The sequence below is a fragment of the Heyndrickxia acidiproducens DSM 23148 genome, assembly GCF_000374345.1.
GTDB classification, from domain to species: domain Bacteria; phylum Bacillota; class Bacilli; order Bacillales; family Bacillaceae_C; genus Weizmannia; species Weizmannia acidiproducens.
In genome coordinates this window covers 1-19,991 of the sequence record NZ_KB894020.1, presented here as the reverse complement: position 1 = coordinate 19,991, position 19,991 = coordinate 1, and the positions used below count along the sequence as shown (strand labels likewise).

Sequence of the window (19,991 nt, the reverse complement as noted above, 5' to 3'; positions counted from 1 at the left end):
CTCCCCCCTCCAAAAATTAATGTTTTTTCGTATAGTCGCGTACACGAGGCTTAATAAGGGATATATCCACATCTTCGTAGCTGAATACCGGTTCGTTTTTGTCCGGGTCGTAATTGGCCATCGTGGTTTTTAACCATTCCTCGTCATTACGATCCGGGTAATCCGGTTTATAATGTGCCCCGCGGCTTTCATTGCGGTTTAATGCGCCAATCGTAATAACACGAGCTAATTGAAGCATATTTTGTAATTGTCTGGTGAAAGATGCAGCCTGGTTGCTCCATTTCGACGTATCGACCACATTGATATGCTTCCATCTTTCCATTAATTCCTGAATCTTTTCATCTGTTTTCTTTAAACGGTCATTATAGCGGACAACCGTCACGTTTTCAGTCATGATTTCGCCCAGTTCTTTATGCAGGACATAGGCATTTTCCGTTCCATCCAAAGACATAATATTATTCCATTTTTCTTGCTGTTCCCGGACGGCACGGTCAAAGATTTCAGAAGAAAGGCCATCCGTGCTGGTTTCGAGGCCATCAATATAGTTCACCGCTTCAGGGCCGGCAACCATCCCGCCATAAATCGCGGACAGCAAAGAGTTTGCGCCGAGGCGGTTTGCGCCGTGCTGGGAATAATCGCATTCTCCTGCCGCAAACAATCCCGGAATGCTGGTGTGCTGCTTATAGTCGACCCAGAGGCCGCCCATCGAATAGTGTACAGCCGGGAATACTTTCATTGGTACTTTATGCGGGTCTTCGCCTACGAATTTTTCATAGATTTCAATGATACCGCCCAGTTTCACATCCAGTTCATGCGGATCTTTGTGCGACAAATCAAGATAAACCATGTTTTCGCCATTGATTCCGAGTTTCATATCAACACAGACATGGAAGATTTCGCGGGTTGCAATATCACGCGGAACAAGGTTGCCATAAGCCGGGTATTTTTCTTCCAGGAAATACCACGGTTTTCCATCTTTATATGTCCAGAGCCGGCCGCCTTCCCCACGGGCTGATTCACTCATCAGGCGCAGTTTGTCATCACCCGGAATGGCTGTCGGGTGGATCTGGATAAATTCCCCGTTTGCATATGTGGCGCCCTGCAGGTATACAGTGGCTGCTGCGGAACCTGTGTTAATCATGGAGTTGGTAGACTTGCCGAAAATAATGCCAAGGCCGCCCGATGCCATGATCACCGCATCCGCAGGGAACGCTTTGATTTCCATTGTCGTCAGGTTTTGCGAAACAATTCCGCGGCAAACGCCCTGCTCATCTTTGATAATGCCGAGGAATTCCCAGCCTTCATATTTGGTTACGAGGCCGTCCACTTCATGGCGCCGTACCTGCTCATCCAATGCATACAGCAGCTGCTGGCCGGTTGTGGCGCCTGCAAAAGCCGTACGGTGGAACTGTGTGCCGCCAAAACGCCTGAAATCCAAAAGCCCTTCCGGTGTACGGTTAAACATGACACCCATGCGGTCAAATAAATGGATAATGCCAGGTGCGGCTTCACACATGGCCTTTACAGGAGGCTGATTGGCCAGAAAGTCGCCGCCGTAAACCGTATCATCAAAGTGGGTCCATGTGGAATCCCCTTCACCTTTTGTATTAACTGCACCGTTAATCCCGCCCTGTGCACAGACAGAGTGCGAACGTTTCACCGGCACCAGCGAAAACAAATCGACCTGCCGTCCTGCTTCCGCCACTTTTAAGGTTGACATCAACCCTGCTAATCCACCGCCAACTACGATGATTTTTCCTTTGCTCATCGTGATTCACTCCCTTTTCATACTGCGATGCTCTTCTGTAAAATTGTAAACTGCTAAACTCTTCATTTTGCTTTGCGGCGCAATTCTTATGCAAATGCTAATAATGCTCTGACACCAACGATTGAAAGCAGAACAAATACCACAACCATCACGTACGAAGAAATTTGCTGCGAACGCGGTGATTGGGTGATGCCCCAGCTTACAAGAAATGACCACAAGCCGTTCGCAAAGTGGAAGATTGCTGCCACTGTTCCAATTATGTACCAGGCAAGCATCCATGGATTTGACAGCAGATTCGCCATCAAATCGAAATTCAATTCTTTACCAAGCGCCATTTGAATGCGAGTTTCATAGATATGAAATACGAGAAAGATTAATACGAGCACACCGCTGATTCTTTGCAGCAAATACATCCAATTCCTGAAATAGCCCATTCTGCCTACATTACTGGATGCTGTAAATGCAATGTACAAACCGTAAATTGCATGGAACAGCAACGGCAAATAGATAAATACAACCTCCATAAAAAGAAGAAACGGCAGGTTTTCCATAAAACCGGCTGCCTTATTGAATGAAGCTGCGCCGTTTACTGCATAATGGTTCACTGTCAAGTGTATGACTAAAAACAAGCCGATTGGAATGACACCCAACAAAGAATGCAGTCTGCGATTAAAAAACTCCCGATTTCCAGCCACAATGTATCCCCCTTTGATTGTGTAAATTTATGCAAAGAAAGCAAAAATTGTAACTGCTTTCAATCCGCATAAATATTTTATAACAATTATGTGACAACTTTATTTTACAACCGACCACAGTACGCGTCAAGGAAACGCATTCATAAAAATGCAGCAAAACTGTCACTAATTTGAGTATTTCTGCCTGCTTCCTTTCTTTTTTAAAATTTTATTAAAATAGCGCTTTTCAGGATAAATTTTAACGTCTTTTAATAGGGAAAAATTGCAATATAGGCTCCAACAAATAAAAACATACGAATCATCGCAGCTAACTTAGTATTAAACTCCGGTTTAATGCTTTTCTTAAGTTTTTCATGATAAAAATTCGTTATTGTACCTTTTCGGGGGTATAGGCAAAAAAACAGCATGTACCCGGCAGAATTGATCCGGAAATACGCCCGCAGGATGCCCCACATCATCCTGATGCTAAACCAATTGGTAACGGAGACAATGATTTTGCCTGCTGGCAGGATCCGGTATTCCTGCAAATTTTCATTAAAAATAGCTTTCAAGTCCGAACCGGTTTTGTATATAATAAGCAATAGAGAAAGAGGGGAATCGCGTGAAATCTTCTATTGATAATGAGCAAGCAACATCTGGCCGCTTAACCGTACCTGCTTTCGGGTACGAGCTGCTGCGTAATATATTGATTCCGGATATATTCGGAAAAGAAACACCGGAAATTTTATACTGGGCCGGTAAACATCTTGCACGTAAATTCCCGCTATTATCCAGCGATGAATTGATTTCTTTTTTTGAAGAGGCCGGCTGGGGGGCACTGTCGATCAAAAAGGAAGAAAAATACCGGATTGAATTTGAGCTTTCAAGTCCGATCATTGACAGGCAGCTGGATATGGGCAAGGAATCGACTTTTAAACTGGAGGCCGGTTTCTTGGCGGAGCAATACCAGCAGAGAATGAAATTGGTTACAGAGGCAACAGAAGAAGTGCAGAAGCGAAGCAAAACAGTACAGATCATCGTTCAATGGGACCAAAAAGATCCGGTGATTGATGATTAAAAAAACGCATCATCATGAATAAAAGCAGGAAGCGGAGGCTTCCTGCTTTTATGGTTTTCGGGAGGGGCCCCGTTAAATTTTTTGCTCAGCGGCATCCAGTTCAAACGCATGATGCAGGCTTTGTGCAGCACGAATCATTTCTTTATCGTCGACGACCGTGGATACTTTGATTTCAGAAGTGCTGATCATTTTAATGGCAACCCCGTTCTCGGCCAGCACCTGAAACATTTTTGCAGCAACCCCCGGATTGGATACCATGCCCGAACCGATAATCGAAACTTTTGCCAGCCCTGTCTCTGTTTCAAAATGGTCAATGCCAAGACTTGTTTTGTTGGTCTCCAGCAGATCAACCGTTTCTTTCAAATCCTGGTTTTTAATTGAAAAAGATAAGTATGTCCTTCCGTCTGCCGTTTGGTTCTGAATAATAATGTCAACATCGATATGGTGTTCTGCCAATGTGGTGAAAATCGTTGACAGATTATGGAATCCGTTCTCCAATCCGAAAATCGTCACTCTTGTAATGGCGTCTTCAAATGCCACGCCGCGGACAATTAAATTTTTTTCCACTGCTGCTTCCTCCTCAATCATCGTTCCTGCTACTCTTTCCAGACTGGAACAAACTTCCAGCGGCACCGCATAATTTTTGGCAAATTCAACCGCCCGCGCATGCAGGACACCTGCCCCAAGATTGGCGAGTTCCAGCATTTCATCATATGAAATTGCCTGCAGCTGGCGTGCGTTCGGAATATAGCGCGGATCAGATGTGAAAACGCCTGTCACATCCGTGAAAATACTGCAGCGGTCTGCATGCAGCGCTGCCGCCAGGGCAACCGCCGTTGTATCCGAGCCGCCGCGGCCCAGGGTAGTGATTTCCCCGTCTTCTGTTACGCCCTGGAATCCCGCGACAATGACGATCTGCCCTTTATCTAAATGTGATCTGATTTTTTCCGGATGGATATCAAGAATGCGCGCATTGGTATGGACTGCCTCTGTGACAATGCCTGCCTGCCACCCGGTATAAGAAACTGCTTCATAACCCTTGTCGATCAGGGCCATGGCCACTAATGAAATGGTCACTTGTTCGCCTGTCGATAATAACATATCCATTTCGCGTTTGGCCGGATAAGATGAAAGCTCATCTGCCAGCGAAACAAGCTGGTCCGTCGTTTTTCCCATTGCCGAGACAACGACAACAACCTTGTTTCCTTTATTCTTTTCTTCAATAATGCGGTTGACAGTATTCCGGATCCTCTCCACGCTGCCAACAGAAGTTCCCCCGAATTTTTGTACAATAATACCCAAAAATGCCGCCTACTTTCTTCATTTGCTTTTGAAACACTCCATCGTTTTTGAGGCGCTCCTGTAAAAAGCAACGCGCTTCGCCGGCTGGAAGCAAAAAACCCGTCTCCCCGCCGGACCAGCATGAAAAAAGCAATGAGAACGAATATCCCATTGCTCTTGATTACGCCTAAACGCAGTCACTTCTATGAGATAGCGCTCCAAGATTTTTCATCTTGACAGTTCCGGACTTATTCAGCACAGAACCAGCGGAAACAGCATTGAGCCCGTTACCACTTCGGCAAAGCTTCCTTTCAAAGGCCATCCCGGAAGCTCAATCTTCTCCGGCCCTTTACTCTTAAGTTTTGCACCTCTATCATGGTGAAACCTATGAAATTATTTTGATTATAACATAAGCCCGGAATTCCGGCTAGGCTATTCTTGTAATTTTTCGATTAATAGCGCAGAAACTTTTGGCGGAATGCCGATTGAAACAAATTCTTCCAGCGGTGCTTCCTTCATTTTCTTTAGGGAACCAAAATGCCGCAGCAATTGCTTTTTTCGCTTTGGGCCGATGCCGGGTATATCATCCAATGCCGATTGGAATGCCGTTTTTCCGCGCAAACTGCGGTGAAATGTGATCGCAAACCGGTGCACTTCATCCTGTATGCGCTGGAGCAGATAAAATTCCTGGCTGTGGCGTTCAAGCGGTACGATCTCAAGCGGATTTCCGAATAACAGCTGCGAAGTATTGTGTTTTTCATCCTTCGCAAGGCCTCCGATCGGAATATCCAGCCCCAATTCGTTTTCAAGTACATCCTTGGCTGCGTCAATCTGGCCTTTCCCCCCGTCAATGATGATGAGATCGGGAAGCGGAAGGTTTTCTTTCAGGACGCGGGCATAGCGGCGGCGCACGACTTCACGCATTGATTCATAGTCATCCGGCCCTGTGACCGTCTTGATTTTGTATTTGCGGTACTCTTTCTTTGCCGCTTTGCCGTCAATAAACACCACCATTGCTGAAACCGGGTTGGTCCCCTGGATATTGGAGTTGTCGAAAGCTTCAATGCGGTACGGCGTATAGATGCCCAATTGGCGGCCAAGATTCTCAACTGCTTTAATCGTCCGTTCCTCATCACGTGCAATTAACGCAAATTTTTCTTTTAGCGCAATCGCGGCATTTTTCTCAGCCATCAGCACAAGCTCGTGCTTCTGGCCTATTTTTGGCTGCCGCACCTTCGTTTCCAACAGTTGTTCTGCCATGTCACGGTCGACGTTTTCTGCAATCAGTACCTCTTTCGGCTTAATATGCTCAGGCTTTGCATAAAACTGGCCCAAATAACTTAAAAATTCTTCTTCCGGTTCATCATAAAACGGGAAAAGCGAGACATCCCGTTCAATCAGCTTGCCTTGGCGCATGAAAAATACCTGGACACACATCCAGCCTTTGTCAACCGCATAGCCGAAAATATCGCGATCGGTAAAATCGGTCATCGTAATTTTCTGCTTTTCCATCGTCATTTCAATACTGGCGATTTGGTCGCGGTATTCCTGGGCGCGTTCAAATTCAAGGTTTTCCGCGGCGGCGTGCATTTTTTCGGTTAATTCCTTTTTAATTTCTTTATAGCCCCCGTTTAAAAAGCGCGTAATGCCATCAATAATTTCTTTGTACGTTTCTTCTTTGATGTCGTTCACGCACGGTGCGAGGCATTGCCCAAGATGGTAGTACAGGCAGACGCGGTCCGGCAGATGGTTGCATTTTCTTAACGGATACAGCCTGTCAAGCAGTTTTTTCGTTTCATTTGCTGCCTGCACATTCGGATACGGCCCGAAATATTTGCCTTTGTCTTTTTTTACTTTCCGCGTCGTAATCAGGCGCGGGTGCCGTTCGTTTGTCAGTTTTATATAGGGATATGTTTTGTCATCCTTCAACATAATATTGTACTTTGGATCATACTTTTTGATTAAGTTGATTTCAAGGATGAGGGCTTCAATATTCGATGCTGTCACGATATATTCAAAGTTTTCGATCTCACTGACAAGGCGCTGGGTTTTTCCGTCATGCGAACCTGTAAAGTAAGACCGGACACGGTTTTTCAATATTTTGGCTTTGCCGACATAAATGATCGTGCCTTGTCTGTCTTTCATCAAGTAGCAACCTGGCTGGTCAGGGAGGAGGGCGAGTTTATTGCGGATGATTTCATTCAATTCCCTTCACCTCAAAAAATAATCTCTGTAAAAAATCCGAGCCACTTTTGACCCGGATTTTCGAAAAAATTATAAGTGTTTCTTTACAAGTTCTTCTAAAGCCTCTTTTGGCTGGTAGCCGATCACTTTATCCACCTGCTGGCCGTCTTTCATTACAACAAGCGTTGGAATACTCATGATGCCGTATTTGCTTGCTGTTTCCTGGTTTTCGTCAACATCCACTTTTACGATTTTGACTTGATCGCCCATTTCCGAGTCGATTTCTTCCAGAACAGGTGCAATCATTTTACAAGGCCCGCACCATGTTGCCCAGAAGTCTGTTAAAACCAAACCTTCGCTTACTTCCTGGGAAAAAGTAGCGTCAGTTGCATGCGTAATTGCCATTTGCGATACCCTCCTAAATATAACTATTGCTGCTACAGATGAGTATATCATCGTTCATTGTATGATGCGAATGATTTGTTTGGGACATTCTTATACAAAAAAAAGCAGCGGTAATTTTATTGTATTATTTTATACCTAATTCCAAGGAATATCCAATTTGAAGAAAGCCCGGGCCGAAATTTCCGCCCAGGCATTATCTACTTGATATAAAAGGGATGGCAATATTTAAGCCGATGTTACTTTTAATTTTTTAAATTCTTCCGTCAGAAGCGGCACGACTTCAAACAGGTCGCCGACAATGCCGTAATCCGCTATATTGAAGATATTGGCTTCCGGGTCTTTGTTAATGGCCACAATTACTTTCGAGTTGGACATGCCGGCTAAGTGCTGGATTGCACCGGAAATGCCGCATGCGATATACAAATCAGGCGTCACAACTTTACCGGTTTGCCCAATCTGCAGGGAATAGTCGCAGTACCCTGCATCACATGCGCCGCGCGAAGCCCCGACCGCTCCGCCAAGCACATCTGCAAGTTCTTTGAGCGGTTTGAAGCCTTCCTCGCTTTTTACACCGCGGCCCCCCGATATGATGACTTTTGCTTCAGATAAGTCTACCCCTTCACTTGCTTTGCGCACCACTTCTTTGATGATGGTGCGCAGATCTTTGATTTCCGCCTGAATGGTTTGGATTTCCCCTGTTTTTGACTCGTCTTTCTCAAGCGAAGTGATATTGTTCGGGCGCACGGTAGCAAAAATAATGCCGTCTGTTACAATTTTCTTTTCAAACGCTTTTCCGGAATAGATAGGGCGCGTAAATACAATATGTTCCCCTGCAGCGTCGACTGCAATCGCATCCGATATCAAACCGGCATCCAATTTTCCGGCAATTTTCGGTGCCAGATCTTTGCCGAGCGCCGTATGTCCAAAAATGATGCCTTCAGGATTTTCAGACCCGGCAACTGCTAAGAAGGCCTGCGAATATCCGTCCGGGGAGTAACGCTTTAATTTTTCATCTTCTACCGTTACAACACGGTCAGCACCATATTGGATCATCTCTTTCCCTAATGCCTGAACGGATTCTCCTATTAACACGCCCACCACTTCTCCGCCTTCTGCAACGGTTTTCCCTGCAGCAATGGCTTCAAAAGTTACATTGCGAAGTGAGCCATCACGGACTTCTCCCAATACCAATACTTTTCGACTCATTTTCTTCCCCTCCGATACGAAAATTCGTTTAAATCACTTTTGCTTCCTGATGCAGCAATTGAACCAGTTCTTTCACTTGTTCGGTTATTTCGCCTGCAAGCACTTTTCCCGCTTGTTTTTTCGGCGGCAGATAAACTTCGATCGTTTTTGTTTTCGGTTCGACATCTTCTTCTTCAAGGTCTAAATCATCCAGTTCCAATTCTTCCAACGGTTTTTTCTTGGCTTTCATAATGCCCGGCAGAGAAGGGTAACGCGGTTCATTTAATCCCTGCTGTGCTGTCACAAGCAGCGGCAGTGACGTTTCGATCACTTCTGAATCCCCTTCAACATCCCTTGTTACGGTTACCTTTTCACCGTCAATTTCAAGCTTTGTAATCGTCGTCACGTACGGGATGCCCAGCAGGTCTGCCACGCGCGGACCGACCTGGCCGGATGCATTGTCAATGGCAACATTGCCGCCAATAATCAGGTCTGCATCCTGTTCTTTCAAATATTGTGCCAGCACTTTTGCAGTCGTCCCCTGGTCGGTATATTCGACATCCTCTTCTATATTGATCAGCACGGCTTTATCGGCACCCATTGCAAGTGCAGTCCGCAGCTGCTTTTCCGTTTCTTCATTCCCGACAGAAACGACTGTAACTTCACCGCCTTGTGCATCGCGTACCTGAATGGCTTCCTCCACGGCGTACTCATCGTATGGATTGATGATATATTCCGCACCATCATCATTGATCTGTCCATTGGAAATGGAAATTTTTTCTTCCGTGTCGAATGTTCTTTTCAATAATACAAAAATGTTCATGCCTTACCCTCCCGGTATTCTATTTATTCTAAAAAATATACCTTATTCATCTGGGAACAGTTTTTCAGATAAATTTAAGCGCATACATTCATTTGTAAAAAATTTACTCCCCATTGAAATGTGGTTCTCGTTTTTCGATAAAGGCTTTAATGCCCTCTTCACCATCTTTGGAACTGAGCAAGGTTTGAAACATTTCAGACTCCTGTTTCAGTCCTCTTTTGTATTCGTTCGTTTTTGCCAAGTTTACAAGTTCAATAACCGCTTTTGTTGCGAGCGGGCTCTGCTTCGCAATTTTTGCCGCCAGTTCCTTTGCTTTCGGAAGCAGTTCTTCTTCATGATAAGCATGGTTGGCAAGCCCCCACTTCACTGCTTCCGTCCCGGAAACCGGTTCACTTGTCCAAAGCATTTCGAAAGCTTTTCCCCAGCCTACATACCGCGGAAGCCGCTGCGTTCCTGCAAAACCCGGCACCAGCCCGAGCTTTAGTTCCGGCAGCCCTAACTTTGCATTCTCTGTTACAAGCCGGATGTGACAGGCCATCGCCAACTCAAGGCCGCCTCCCAATGCTGCGCCGTGGATGGCAGCAATGACCGGCTTTGGAAATGATTCCACTCTTTCAAACAAGTCCTGCCCGGAAACGGCCACCTCATCGAAACGGCCGCCTTCCCGGAACTGGACGAATTCTTTAATGTCTGCACCGGCTGAGAAAAACCTTCCCTTCCCGCAGAGAATGACGACGCGGATCCCTGAATCGTTTTCGATCTGGTCAAGCGCTTCCGAAAGTTCTTTCAAAACGGCTTGCGCCAATGCGTTTGCAGGCGGCCTGCTGATTTCAATGCAAGCGGTCATATCTTCGCGTTTTACCGTAATAAAATCCATCCCTTATCCCCTTCTTCTTTTATGGACTGGCTGCGGCGCCTCTGCTTTTAATCCGGCTGTACATTTCGCCCCGGGGCCAATCCACCCGCGCCAATGAAGCCATGGAAGGCGGGCTTATTGGCGCCGGAGCATTTGCCTGCCGTAAACGGATTTAGTCCCTCTGTTTTTCAGCGGCCACAGCCGTTGATGATGAGCTGATGGACAGGGGCGGCAAGTGATACGAGGTCATACTTTTCTTCGTTCATGACCCATGTTGTGACCGTTTCATCCACTGTCCCGAAAACCATCTGCCTGACGAGGCGGACGTCCAGTGCCGGATTGAATTCCCCTGTTTCCATGCCTTCACGGACAATTTTATCAACGAGTGTTAAGTAATCTTTCAGTACACTGTTGATCTTCAGGCGCAAATCTTTATTCGCCTGCCTCAGTTCGAGTTGTGTTACGATTGCCAAATTATGGTCGTTCGCAAGTATTTTAAAATGGTTTTGGATCATTAATAATAATTTCTCTGAAGCGCTGTAGTTTCCTGCAATAAATTCCGCGATATTCTCGATAAAAAGCTGCATTTTTTCTTCAAATAAAGAGATTAATATATCTTCTTTATTTTTGAAGTATAAATAAATCGTTCCGTCCGCCACCCCGGCCTGCCTGGCGATTTTGGACACTTGCGCCTGATGATAGCCGTGCTCTGCAATAACCACCACTGCTGCATCGATAATTTGTTTGTACTTTGGTTTATTCTTTTTCACGGCCAATCACCCTTCAATTCTTTTGTCTGCCAGATTAAGACAGCATTCGTTCAGAATCCCGGTTTCACCCGAAATATGAATGACTATTCATTCATATTTTTATCTTATCTGCTATTTAACGGATTGTCAAGTGTCCAAGTGAAAAAATCTGTTCAGCCGGTCTTTTCATCACTATTTTCCATCTTTTTCTTTTCTTCAGCAACCAGTGTACGCCGCAAAATTTTACCGACAGCTGTTTTTGGAAGCTCGCTCCGAAATTCGTATATACGCGGTACTTTATAGGCCGCCAAATATTTCCGGGCAAATTGGTCCAATTCCTCTTCCGTGGCGGTCTGCCCGTCTTTGAAAACAATAAATGCTTTGACTGTTTCGCCGCGGTACGGATGCGGCACGCCAATAGCAACAGCTTCCCGGACAGCCGGATGTTCGTACAGCACCTCTTCGATTTCACGCGGGTAAATATTATAGCCGCCCGCAATAATAATATCCTTTTTGCGGTCAACGATATAAAAATAGCCTTTCTCGTCCATATACGCCAAATCGCCGGTCATCAGCCAGCCATCCTTTAACACTTGTGCGGTTTCTTCCGGCCGGTTCCAATAGCCTTTCATAATTTGCGGCCCTTTTACTGCGAGTTCGCCGACTTCCCCGGGAGGCAGAGGTTTTCCATCTTCAAGGGATAGAATGGCACAATCTGTATCCGGCCATGGCACGCCGATACTGCCTTTCACACGGCCCCCCCAAATAAAATTAGCGTGTGTTACCGGTGAAGATTCACTTAAACCGTAGCCTTCCACAAGGTTGCCGCCTGTTACCTTTTCGAACTTCTCCTGGACTTCCGCAGGCAGCGGGGCGGAACCGCTGAGGCAGGCTTCAATAGAGGACAAGTCATATTCGTTCATTTTCGGATGGTTCAACAGTCCGATATAAATGGTTGGTGCTCCGGGGAATATGGTTGGGCGCTGCTTCTCAATTATTTTCAGAATAGACGCCGCGTCAAACTTTGGAACCAGGATGATTTTATATGCTTGCATGATGGACAAAATTAAAACGGTAGTCATCCCGTACACATGGAAGAATGGAAGCATGCCGAGCACGATTTCTTCGCCTTTTTTCGCTTTGTAATTCCAGGCACCACACATTGTTGCGTTCGCCACCAGATTTTTATGGGTCAGCATCACGCCCTTTGGCACGCCGGTCGTGCCGCCTGTATATTGGAGAATAGCCAGGTCTTCTTCAAAGTCAAACGGAATATCCATTGGTTCCGCTTTTTCTTCTGCCAGAATATTTTTCAGCAAATGGTGGTTCCCTTCATGTCTTGTCTCTACAGCAATGCCCATTTGCTTTTTTTGGACAAAAGGATAAATGAAATTTTTCGGAAACGGCAAATAATCTTTGATAACGGTTACAACAACATGTTCAAGCTCGGTTTTTTTCATCACTTTCGCAACTACCGGATAAAGGAAATCCACAGTCAGGATCACTTTTGACCCGGAATCTTTCAACTGGTATTCCAGTTCTCTTTCCGTATAGAGCGGGTTTGTCTGGACGGCCACGGCGCCAGCGTATAAAACACCGTAAAATCCAATGACGGCTTGCGGGGAATTTGGAAGCATAATCGCCACCCGGTCCCCCTTATCGATTCCCAGTTTTTTTAAATAGCGGGCAAATTTAAGGGCAGAATCATACACTGCTTTGTAAGTCATTTCTTTGCCCATAAAATGGAGCGCCTTCTTTTCCGGATACTGCCGGGCCGCGTCAGTCAAATAGGAACAAACCGTTTTGCTTTCATACGCTAATGAACCGGGAATTTCCGGCGGATACAAGGACAGCCAGGGCTTATCTGCCATTCACATCAACTCCATCATATTTATATTTGAAAATTTCCATTTCTTGTTTTATTATAACGGAACTTGCAACCGCTGACAATCATTTCCCGCCAGCCCAAGCCGATAGCGCCCGCAGCTGGACAAAAAAAGTGCTACCCTTTTTTTTCATGACGGGCAGCACTGCTATTTTTCACCATCAATCTGCTGCAACCAGATAGATCACACCAAGGATCAGAAAAATAATGCAGCATAAAAGTAATATTTTCGCCAATTTGTCCATGAACATGATTTTCCATCCCCTGCTTTCACGGTCTGCCCTGCAATTTTGCGCAGCTATTTGAATTCTACAATCGTTACACCGCTGCCGCCTTCCCCTGGTTCACCCAATCGGATGCGTTTAACGGCCCGGTGGTGTTTCAAATATTCCTGCACACCGGTTCTGAGCGCGCCTGTTCCTTTACCATGAATAATCGAGACGCGCGGATAACCGGCCAGCAAGGCATCATCGATATATTTCCCGACTTTTAAAAGCGCGTCTTCATAACGCTCGCCGCGCAAATCCAGTTCGAGACTGACGTGGTAATCGCGCCCTTTTACCGTAGCCAGATGCTTCGTTGGCGCTTGCTGCCGGGTCTTTACAAATTCAAGGTCCGACTCTTTTACTTTCATTTTCATAATGCCCATTTGCACCAGCCATTCATGGTCGCCAACGGGATCAATCAGGCTTCCTTTTTGATTCAAGCTGAGTACCTTGACTTCATCGCCCGGCTTGAATGCATGCTTGTCTTTTGCAGCTTTTATTTTCCGGCCGGATTTTTCCAGTTTCGGCGCGGCTTCTTCCAGCCTTTTTCTTGCCTCGATCAATTCATGTTCCTTGACAGTTGCCTTTGTATCGAGCTGCATTTTGCGCAGATCACGGATAATGTCCTCTGCCTGATCTTTTGCCTTTTCCACTACTTTCGCTGCTTTGGCCTCAGCTTTAGCATAAAGTTCATCACGGCGCGCGTAAAATTCCATCATCTGCTTCTGCATGTCTTTATGCAATTTTTCGGCATCCCGCACAAGTTCGCGCGCTTCTGCCCGTTCTTTTTCTGCCTGCCGCTTTGCTGTTTCCAATGCAGCGATCATATTATCGACCTGGTTGGTGTCCGCGCCGATATAAGATTTTGCCTGTTCGATCACTGTTTTGGAAAGCCCGAGCCGCTTCGAAATTTCAAAAGCGTTGCTGCGGCCGGGGACGCCGATTAAGAGCCGGTATGTCGGGCTTAATGTCTCGACATTGAACTCCACGCTTGCATTGACAACACCATCACGGTTATAACCATACGCTTTTAATTCGGGATAGTGGGTTGTGGCGACAACACGGGCGCCTCTGTTATACACTTCATCCAGGATTGAAATGGCGAGCGCGGCCCCTTCCTGCGGGTCTGTACCGGCGCCAAGCTCATCGAACAAAACAAGGGATTCGTGGTCCACCCGCTTGAGAATCTCGACAATATTGGTCATATGTGATGAAAATGTACTCAAACTCTGTTCAATGGACTGTTCATCGCCGATATCAGCAAAAACATCTTTAAACACAGCCACTTCCGAACCATCCAGGGCCGGAACCTGCAATCCCGCCTGCGCCATCAGCGTAACAAGGCCGATGGTTTTTAACGTGATGGTTTTACCGCCTGTATTCGGGCCGGTAATCACGATTGTCGTAAAATCTTTGCCAAACATGATGTCATTGGCTACGACTTCATCCATCGGCAGCAGCGGGTGCCTTGCTTTATGAAGGCGAATTACACCATCCCTATTTATTGCCGGTTTCGTCGCTTTTATCGTTCTGCCGTATAATGCTTTTGCAAACATAAAATCAAGGTCGGCCAGAATATCGACGATCACAGCAAGATCATCTGCATTTATTGCAACAGCGTTTGATAATGCGCTTAAAATTCGTTCAATTTCCTGCTCTTCCTTCATATGCCATTCACGGAGCTGGTTGTTCAAGTCGACAACAGACTGCGGCTCAATAAATAAGGTCTGCCCTGAAGCAGACTGGTCGTGGACGATTCCGCCATAATTGCCGCGGTATTCCTGCTTGACCGGAATGACGTAACGTTCATTGCGGATCGTAATGATCGCGTCAGACAGCATTTTTGCCGCATTCTTGCCGCGAATGATCCCTTCCAGCTTTTCACGGATACGCCGTTCATTGGCGCGCAGCCCCTGGCGGATTTGGCGGAGTGTTTCACTCGCTGAATCAAGAACTTCGCCGGTTTCATCGATTGCATTTTTAATTTCATGCTCAAGCGGGGTTAAAACACGAATTTGCCCGGCCTTTTCCGTTAATATCGGCAGTTCGTCCCCGTCTTCCACCATGTTTTCAATAAAGCGTTTGATCGTGCGGCTGACGTAAATCGTGCTTGCGATTTGCACAAGTTCAGCAGGATTCAGCCTGCCGCCGATCACCGCCCTTTTAACATGCTGCCGGATATCGTGGATGCCGCTGAGCGGAACTGTTCCTTTCAACCTCAGCACTTGTGCCGCCTCGTCCGTTTCCGCCTGCATTCTGACGACATCTTCATATGAGGAAGAGGGATAAAGTTCCTGGATTTTTGCAGCACCTAAAGTTGAAGAAGCATGTTCAAGCAGCAAACTTTTGATTTTGTCAAATTCCAACGTTTTAATGATTTTTCCTTGCATGTATTCATCCTCCATACTTTCCGGCAAGGCGGCATTCCATGTACGATGCGCGGAAAGTTACACTCTCTTCTCTTTTAAAAATCTAAGCAGTTGCTCCGGTGGTTGTGTATTAAGCACATTACTCTTTTCAATCCAGCCTTTTCTTGCCGTACCGACACCGAATGCGATGCCATCCAGTTGTTCAACCCGGTGCGCATCGGTATTGATGGCGATTTTGACTCCGGCAGCCTGCGCTTTTCTGACATTTTTCGCACTTAAATCAAGCCGATTCGGATCACCGTTTAATTCTAAAATGGTATTGGTTTCTTTTGCCCATTGGAACAAAAGGTCGATATCAACATCATAGCCCTGCCTTTTGCCAATTAATCTCCCGGTAGGATGGGCAATCATATCCACATGCGGATTTTCAAGCGCCTGCCTCAGCCGCTTCATAATTGTACGCTGTGGCTGCCCGAAACCGGAGTGGATCGAGGCAATAACAAAATCAAGCTGTGACAACAACCCATCATCAAAATCAAGCGACCCGTCCGGCAGAATTTCCATCTCAATGCCGGATAAAATCAAAATATCATGATATTTCTCATTCAGCCGGCGAATTTCCTCCATTTGTTCAAGCAGGCGCTCCTGTGTCAGGCCGTTCGCCACTTTGAGGGATTGCGAATGATCGGTAACGGCCATATACTGGTATCCTTTTTTTCTGCATGCATTGACCATCTTCTCAACTGACGCTTTCCCGTCGGACCAGGTTGTATGCATGTGCAGATCCCCCTGGATATCGTCGAGCTGGATAAACGCGCTGCCTTTATATAGCTCAATTTCACTGCCATCTTCGCGGATTTCAGGGGGAATATAGGGGAGGCCGAAATGGTGGAAGAAGGATTCTTCACTGGGAAAAGTAAAGACCTCCCCCATGCCAAGTTGTTCAACACCGTACTCGCTGATTTTTTCGCCGCGTTGTTTGGCCAGCTGCCGCATCCTAACATTATGTTGTTTCGACCCGGTGAAGTGATGCAGGGCAGTGGCGTACTGATCCGGTGAAACGAGCCGGAAGTCCACCTGGCAGCCGCCTGCATTTTTTAGTTTAATCGTGATTTTTGTATCCCCGACGGCGACCGCTTCCACCATTTTATTCAGCTGCAGGATTTGTTCTTTTACAAATTTCGGGTTAAATGTGGCAATTACATAATCCAAATCCTTTAGTTTTTCCTCAAAACGCCTTGCACTGCCAGCCCGCGAAAATTTTTCGACATACTTTAATTGCGAAAGGGTTTCTTCGATTTCCAAAAGCGGTGAAACCATTTGCCCGATTGCAATACGTCCCTGGCCTGCGCCAAGTCTTTCAATCGCGTCCAGGATATTGGACTGGGAAATGGCGCCAAATCCTTTGAGTTTTTCAACCTCTCCTTCTTCACATGCTTTTTTCAGTGCATTGACATCGGTAATGCCGAGTTCCCGATAGAGCTTTGATATTTTTCTTGCCCCGAGCCCCTGGATTTGCAGCATCGGAATCAGTCCTTTTGGAATTTCTGCTTTTAATTGATCAAACACTTCAGACTTTCCGGTTGTAAGGTATTCTTCTATTACGGATGCTGTCGTTTTTCCGATATGGGGAAGCGCCAGAAAATCGTCAATTTCTGATACCTCGCGCTCATCTGCTTCTAATGCGGCAGCAGCTTTCCGAAATGCGGCAATTTTAAAATGGTTTTCTCCTTTTAATTCCATATAGACCGCAATTTGCTCCAATAACCGGATGATGTCGCTTTTTTCTGCTTTCATTGGCCTGCCCCCTCAGGATATCCGATCCCAACTTTTTTTCTTTTTACTATACTAGCAAATTTTTATATATACATGAAGTATTGCATTTTTCACCCATAAATAAGCACCTCTCCCGGCAGAGAAGTGCTTTATGAACTTTCACCAAAAAGCAGGCGCTATCGGCTCGGGGTCAACTGTTCCGGCGCCATTGAAGTCAAAGGGCGGACTTCACTGGTGCCGGCCCAGTTGCCTGTCGCCGATGGGCAAGCGCCTTCCGCTTTTCTTGATCCAGCTGCGGCTCCTATCGGCTAGCGGATTTCCCGGCCCCCTCCCTCCGATAAGTCAACATCGGCTCGTCCCTCGCCGTGTTTCCTTTATCTCAGTCGCGGTCCATGAAATCCGTACGCCGATGAACAGTCGCCTCCGCTTTTTTATTTCATCCACCATTGTTTGGCGAGGTTGGAGATGTAGGGTGTGTTGTTGATCATGGCTCCGGCGACGGCGGATTGGTTTAAGGCGGTTTGGATGGAATCAACCGGCAACAGTGATCCGATGTATAGTATAATAAAGAGGATCAAATACAGCTCCGCAAAACCCAAAAGCCCGCCTGCCCAGCCGTTTAGCTGTTTTAGTACCGGAAGCTGGGCCACAAATGTAAGCGATGAACCAATGATCGTTAAAAACAGCCTGACTGCAAAGAATAGAATGGCAAAGGCAATAATCCGGTAAAAAGCCGTTTCCATATTGGATTGGTCCAGTAAGAGCGCATATGAACTGCTATCGCTGAATGACGGATAAGGGATCCACAATTTGAGTTTTTCTGCTAATTCATCATAAAGCGAGTATGCGACAAAAGCAGCCGCAACAAAACCGGTCAGATGGATGGCCCGGCGGATAAATCCTTGCCGTTTTCCGTTTAAAAAGCCGAGAAACAGCAGTACAATAATCGCAATATTAACCATTTCCATCTTCATCCTTCTTCAATAATTGTAAATATTGTTTTTCAAGCAGTTCGTACTGCTCCTTCAATTTTATATAATCATGAACAGCGTTGACGGCTGTCAGAACGGCTAGTTTACTCGTATCTAACGAAGGATTCCTGGAGCTTATTTCCCGCATTCTTTCATCAACCAATGAGGCAACTAAACGAATATGGCTTGCCGGATCCGTTCCAATTATGGTATATTGCTGTCCGTATATACCAACATTAATTCGGTTTTTTTCCAATGTTTCTTGCCTCCTCCTATTAAAGAATCCCTGCATTCTATCATATCATGTTGGAAAAGCCTTTGTCTAACACTGTCAAACAATTTTCAGCGATCACTTATTGCAAACCGGCTGGAGGAATCGAATATGTCCAATACTGTAGTGAAAGTTTCACCTGCAAAAATAAAAGAAATGAAGCAATACTATCAAGATGCGTTGCTTGATAAAATTCCGGGAGGCGGTATATTTATAGCCAAACTACCGGGATGTACGATTACGGCTTACCGTTCGGGGAAAGTCCTGTTCCAGGGTGCGGGCTGTACATCTGAAGCTGCGAAATGGGAAGAGGCTTTGGAGAAGAAACCAGCCAAAACCAAAACATCCGGAAATTCTCTTCCCGCAAACATTGGTTCCCTGTCCGTGATCGGCTCTGATGAGGTCGGGACAGGCGATTATTTCGGTCCGATTACGGTTGTCAGCGCCTATGTAAAAAAAGAGCAGATCCCGCTTTTAAAAGAATTGGGCGTAAAAGATTCAAAGGGATTAAAAGATGACCAGATTGCAAGAATCGCAAAAGACCTGCTCACCTTTATCCCGTACAGCCTGTTAAAACTTCCAAATGAAAAATACAACCGGCTCCAGCAGTCCGGCATGTCGCAGGGAAAGATAAAAGCCCTGCTCCATAACCGTGCATTGTATAATCTGTCGCAAAAAATTGCGCCTGAAAAGCCGGAAGCCATCTTAATTGACCAGTTCGCTGAAGCGGGCACCTATTATCGCTATCTTCAAAATGAAAAAATCATCATGCAAGACGGTGTATTTTTCAGTACCAAAGGAGAAAGTGTCCATCTTGCGGTTGCGGCCGCTTCCATCTTGGCACGCTATGCTTTCGTGCGCGCGTTTGAAAAATTAAGCCGGGAAGCCGGAATGACGCTGCCAAAAGGCGCCGGCACACAAGTAGACGTTGCTGCAGCGCGGTTAATCAAAGCGCGCGGTGTGGATGTGCTGCCGCATTTTACAAAGCTGCATTTTGCGAATACGGAAAAGGCGAAACGGATAGCAGGTGTGAAATAACCAGTCTTTTATGGAATGGACGGGGTGATTGGCATGGATCGTATAGTATCCTCTTAAATCCAGCTTCTGTGCCGGAATCCATTAATCCTTTTTTGAAATGAATCATGGCATTTTTGGAATGTATCTTTTCAAAATCGAGTAGGGGGCTAATCATTATTTGATTAGCCGACCTCTCACACCACCGTGCGTACGGTTCCGTACACGGCGGTTCTAAAGTTTACGACCTTACAGACAGGTAATAATCCAGAAAACTTATATACCTTGCTCTTCGAAAGAGTTCGTTTGTTAAGGTTCTGGCTAAGATATGGCTGCCGGCAATTCTCCAGTAGCCTTTTCTTGTGTTTGCCCATTCCCAGGCTTTATTTTTATTGATTCCTAATTTCTTAAGCCAATAAAATTTTGTACGTACTCT

16 protein-coding genes, 1 pseudogene and 1 riboswitch are annotated in these 19,991 nt (G+C 46.0%); of the genes and pseudogenes, 2 read left to right on the top strand and 15 right to left on the bottom strand.

Annotated elements, in window-relative coordinates; genetic code table 11:
* Window positions 1–16 precede the first annotated feature (16 nt).
* A complete protein-coding gene (gene sdhA, locus C232_RS0114780) occupies window positions 17–1,768 on the bottom strand; it encodes a succinate dehydrogenase flavoprotein subunit (protein ID WP_018664927.1) in 1,752 nt (583 codons plus the stop codon).
* An 86-nt stretch (window positions 1,769–1,854) separates the two neighbouring features.
* A complete protein-coding gene (locus C232_RS0114775; protein WP_018664926.1) occupies window positions 1,855–2,463 on the bottom strand; it encodes a succinate dehydrogenase cytochrome b558 subunit in 609 nt (202 codons plus the stop codon).
* A gap of 601 nt (window positions 2,464–3,064) precedes the next feature.
* Between C232_RS0114775 and C232_RS0114765 the strand changes: the two genes are divergently transcribed.
* On the top strand, window positions 3,065–3,520 hold the full coding sequence (locus C232_RS0114765; RefSeq protein ID WP_018664924.1) for a YslB family protein: 456 nt from the start codon (window positions 3,065–3,067) through the stop codon (window positions 3,518–3,520).
* A gap of 72 nt (window positions 3,521–3,592) precedes the next feature.
* Here the strand turns inward: C232_RS0114765 and C232_RS0114760 are convergent, their stop codons facing one another.
* From C232_RS0114760 to zapA, 12 genes are all read right to left on the bottom strand, one after another.
* Window positions 3,593–4,822 (bottom strand): aspartate kinase, encoded by a 1,230-nt coding sequence (locus C232_RS0114760; RefSeq protein WP_018664923.1) that lies wholly within the window; start codon window positions 4,820–4,822, stop codon window positions 3,593–3,595.
* A gap of 182 nt (window positions 4,823–5,004) precedes the next feature.
* A riboswitch (Lysine riboswitch) is annotated at window positions 5,005–5,182 on the bottom strand.
* Between the two features lie 51 nt (window positions 5,183–5,233).
* Window positions 5,234–7,006, bottom strand: coding sequence for an excinuclease ABC subunit UvrC (uvrC, locus tag C232_RS0114755; RefSeq protein WP_018664922.1), 1,773 nt, complete (start codon window positions 7,004–7,006; stop codon window positions 5,234–5,236).
* A gap of 69 nt (window positions 7,007–7,075) precedes the next feature.
* Window positions 7,076–7,390, bottom strand: a complete 315-nt coding sequence (gene trxA / locus C232_RS0114750) for a thioredoxin (protein ID WP_018664921.1) — start codon at window positions 7,388–7,390, stop codon at window positions 7,076–7,078.
* Window positions 7,391–7,615: 225 nt separating this feature from the next.
* Window positions 7,616–8,596, bottom strand: coding sequence for an electron transfer flavoprotein subunit alpha/FixB family protein (locus tag C232_RS0114745; protein WP_018664920.1), 981 nt, complete (start codon window positions 8,594–8,596; stop codon window positions 7,616–7,618).
* A gap of 28 nt (window positions 8,597–8,624) precedes the next feature.
* Window positions 8,625–9,398 carry an electron transfer flavoprotein subunit beta/FixA family protein gene (locus C232_RS0114740; RefSeq protein WP_018664919.1) on the bottom strand — a complete coding sequence of 258 codons (774 nt, stop codon included), beginning with the start codon at window positions 9,396–9,398 and terminating at the stop codon, window positions 8,625–8,627.
* A gap of 103 nt (window positions 9,399–9,501) precedes the next feature.
* Entirely contained in the window at window positions 9,502–10,275 is a 774-nt protein-coding gene (locus C232_RS0114735) for an enoyl-CoA hydratase (RefSeq protein WP_018664918.1), read from the bottom strand.
* A gap of 167 nt (window positions 10,276–10,442) precedes the next feature.
* Entirely contained in the window at window positions 10,443–11,024 is a 582-nt protein-coding gene (locus C232_RS0114730; protein WP_018664917.1) for a TetR/AcrR family transcriptional regulator, read from the bottom strand.
* Window positions 11,025–11,176: 152 nt separating this feature from the next.
* Window positions 11,177–12,874, bottom strand: coding sequence for a long-chain-fatty-acid--CoA ligase (locus tag C232_RS0114725; protein WP_018664916.1), 1,698 nt, complete (start codon window positions 12,872–12,874; stop codon window positions 11,177–11,179).
* Window positions 12,875–13,186: 312 nt separating this feature from the next.
* Window positions 13,187–15,544: an endonuclease MutS2 gene (locus C232_RS0114715; protein ID WP_018664914.1), complete on the bottom strand. Its 2,358-nt coding sequence runs from the start codon at window positions 15,542–15,544 to the stop codon at window positions 13,187–13,189.
* A gap of 57 nt (window positions 15,545–15,601) precedes the next feature.
* Window positions 15,602–17,320: a DNA polymerase/3'-5' exonuclease PolX gene (gene polX, locus C232_RS0114710; RefSeq protein ID WP_018664913.1), complete on the bottom strand. Its 1,719-nt coding sequence runs from the start codon at window positions 17,318–17,320 to the stop codon at window positions 15,602–15,604.
* Between the two features lie 410 nt (window positions 17,321–17,730).
* A complete protein-coding gene (locus tag C232_RS0114700) occupies window positions 17,731–18,267 on the bottom strand; it encodes a CvpA family protein (RefSeq protein WP_018664911.1) in 537 nt (178 codons plus the stop codon).
* Complete coding sequence (zapA, locus tag C232_RS0114695) at window positions 18,254–18,562, bottom strand: cell division protein ZapA (RefSeq protein ID WP_051086243.1); 309 nt, start codon at window positions 18,560–18,562, stop codon at window positions 18,254–18,256. The genes C232_RS0114700 and zapA overlap by 14 nt, the downstream gene beginning before the upstream one ends.
* Window positions 18,563–18,652: 90 nt before the next feature.
* Between zapA and rnhC the strand changes: the two genes are divergently transcribed.
* Window positions 18,653–19,579 (top strand): ribonuclease HIII, encoded by a 927-nt coding sequence (rnhC, locus tag C232_RS0114690; protein ID WP_018664909.1) that lies wholly within the window; start codon window positions 18,653–18,655, stop codon window positions 19,577–19,579.
* A 217-nt stretch (window positions 19,580–19,796) separates the two neighbouring features.
* On the opposite strand, the pseudogene C232_RS0114685 reads toward rnhC, so the two are convergent.
* Window positions 19,797–19,991: pseudogene (locus C232_RS0114685) on the bottom strand (group II intron reverse transcriptase/maturase); the annotation flags it as partial.